The sequence below is a fragment of the Bacteroides sp. OF03-11BH genome (assembly GCF_003604005.1).
In the GTDB taxonomy this organism is placed as follows: domain Bacteria; phylum Bacteroidota; class Bacteroidia; order Bacteroidales; family Bacteroidaceae; genus Bacteroides; species Bacteroides ovatus.
Genome location: NZ_QTMW01000057.1, coordinates 1 through 2498, shown reverse-complemented (window position 1 = coordinate 2498; position 2498 = coordinate 1). Strand labels below are relative to the sequence as shown.

Annotated in this window: 1 protein-coding gene; it reads right to left on the bottom strand. The window is 43.8% G+C overall.

All coding sequences use genetic code 11. The features are described from left to right. Positions 1-118 precede the first annotated feature (118 nt). Positions 119-1921, bottom strand: coding sequence for a reverse transcriptase domain-containing protein (locus tag DXA54_RS24775; protein WP_008646012.1), 1803 nt, complete (start codon positions 1919-1921; stop codon positions 119-121). Positions 1922-2498 lie beyond the last annotated feature (577 nt).

The window sequence follows — 2498 nt, the reverse complement described above, 5'->3', positions numbered from 1 at the left end:
GCCACAGGCTAAGCGCAAAGCGCCTTGCCGTCCTTTCGGACGGTAGGTTTCTAAACGCTCGCCACCGAACCGTACGTACACGTCTCCATGTATACGGCTCTCCATGGTTATTTTCAGTCTATTTCTTTTCATGAATCTTACGATAACAATTTTCACATACTGCTATTGTTTTTCTCTGTCTGGCAATCATGAAGCGTTCCCACTCCTGTTTGCCTTTCAGGTCTTTTAGCTTGCGGACATGCACCATTCTAAGGTTGTCCTCCGCTCCGCAATATTCACATTCACGGGCTTTCAACCGAGCCATAAGGCTGGTACTTTCAGTCCCGCGATAACTGGGCATGATATGCGCATTGTCAATACGCGCGTCTTTTCTCTGCTTGAACCCTCCATGATAAATAGTACGTTCCAACATTTCGCCCTTGTTGTTTTCATACCTTACTGTAAAGACTTTATTCCGGCAATATTTACGGATTATTTTCCTTACGGTTGATTCATACTTGGATGATAATGTTTTATACATACTCTCTTTCATGTAGTAATAGAAACTATTGAGAATGTTGACATTGTTTGCAATACAGTAGTAGTTATAGATTCCCCGAATTTCCGAATTGTATCGGTTGAGTATTTCAAGGTCATCATTACTACGGAGATACGGGCGTGAGGTCGATTCCCATGCTTCCTTGCCATTCTTGATTATTATGCGCATCGCATTATAGTCAAGCAGTTTCTTTCTCATAACCTCATAAGGCAGGAGAAGAACCACTTTATGGTCAAGTGAGCGTATGGGGATTCCTCTGAAATCCTTTCTCGTCTTGTCCGTACTGCGGACTGTAACATCAAAGCCGAGAAATTTGGCTGCGTCGTGTGAGTTGGTGATTAACGTCTTTTCATCCGAAAGTTCGAGTTTCAACGTATCTTGCAGAAAGGTCTTAATGTCCCCCTTTGCTTTTACACAGTCCTCTTTACTTCCGATTACGCAAATCAGAAAATCATCGGCATAGCGTACATACCTCATGCGTTTGAAGTTTTCGTCCATGTCAAGAGTTGCAGGAAGTTGTTGCATCTCACGGTGGAGAATGGCTATCTCCCTGCGCAATGCTTCTTTCTTCTGCTCGTCTGTTTCATTCTTCAGTTTCTTTACACGTTTGTCCTTACGATTTGCAACCCTTTTATATTCGGGGTTGCGTACACGTGCTTTACCTTTATTGAAGACGTTTATGTAGTTCCGCATAAATTTATCGAGTTTGTCAAGATAAATATTCGCCAAAATCGGACTTATTATGCCTCCCTGCGGTGTTCCGATATAGGAATTTTTGTACTCCCATTGTTCCATGTAGCCTGCTTTGAGGAATTTACGTATCAGTCGCAGGAAACGCTCGTCATTGATTCTTTCAGCAAGGATTCCGATTAAAACATCATGGTTGATGTTGTCAAAGAAACCCTTGATGTCTCCCTCGATGAACCAACGTGCTCCCGTACCTCCCTTTTGTAAGGAAGCCATAGCCGTATGACAGCCACGGTGTGGTCTGAATCCATGCGAGCAGTCTTCAAAATGACCTTCGTAGATGGATTCAAGAATCATCCTTACAACTTCCTGTACAAGTTTGTCCTTAAAGGCTGGTATGCCTAAAGGACGTTGCTTGCCATTCTTTTTGGGAATGTAAATTCTCCGTGCAGGGCACGGACGGTAACTTTCGTCTTTCAACTGTCCAATGATAGAGTGAATGTGCTTTATGCTCATTCCGTCTATGGTCTGCCCGTCTGTGCCTTTCGTATAGTTGCCCGCATTCTGCGACAACTTTTGATAGGCAAGTGCGTACAGATTTTCATTGAACAGCAGTCGGTAAAGCCGTTCAAACTTGTAATTAGGGTCTTGGCTGTGCCCAGCCAGACTGTTTAATACATTTGCTGAATCTCTCATAATGTCTCACACATCATTCGTTAAACATATTAAATAATAACTCACTGTCTCCCTTCGCCATGTACAAGGCTTTCCCTTGCTCGGACTACTACGGAGACTCTGTTGTCATATAGGATATTCAGGGGGCAAACCCCATAGCCTTTCGGCATTCCTACTTAGACAATCCCCATTTAGACATATAGTAACATAGCTCAATAGATTGTCGGATGCGATTTTCGTCCTTTTCCGCTTATTGCGGCTGTTCTGCAATCGGTTTTCGGCTCTCGTACTTGAGGTAGGAAAGTAGAAGTATTGCAGCCCGACGTTTGTAACTATCTTCCGTCGGGGTTTACCAACTAACAACTCGGACTGTCGTTCAAACAGTATAGTCTTCATCCTCATATCTATCATTTCATTTAGACATTCAGTAGCAGCATGATAGTTAGCTGACTTATGCCGTTTCCAACATGCGACACTCCCCACCGCCTTTCGGCTAAGTGGATAAGTTGGCTAATGACCGGCGTTGAAAACCCTTGCCGGGTAGGTTGCTAAGCCTACATTTACTATATGCCCTTATGGGCGCAGCACCTCGTGGTCG

What these genes read in the sequence shown, in the direction of transcription:
- DXA54_RS24775 (WP_008646012.1), bottom strand. Translation starts at nt 1,921, where the DNA reads ATGAGAGATTCAGCAAATGTATTAAACAGTCTGGCTGGGCACAGCCAA.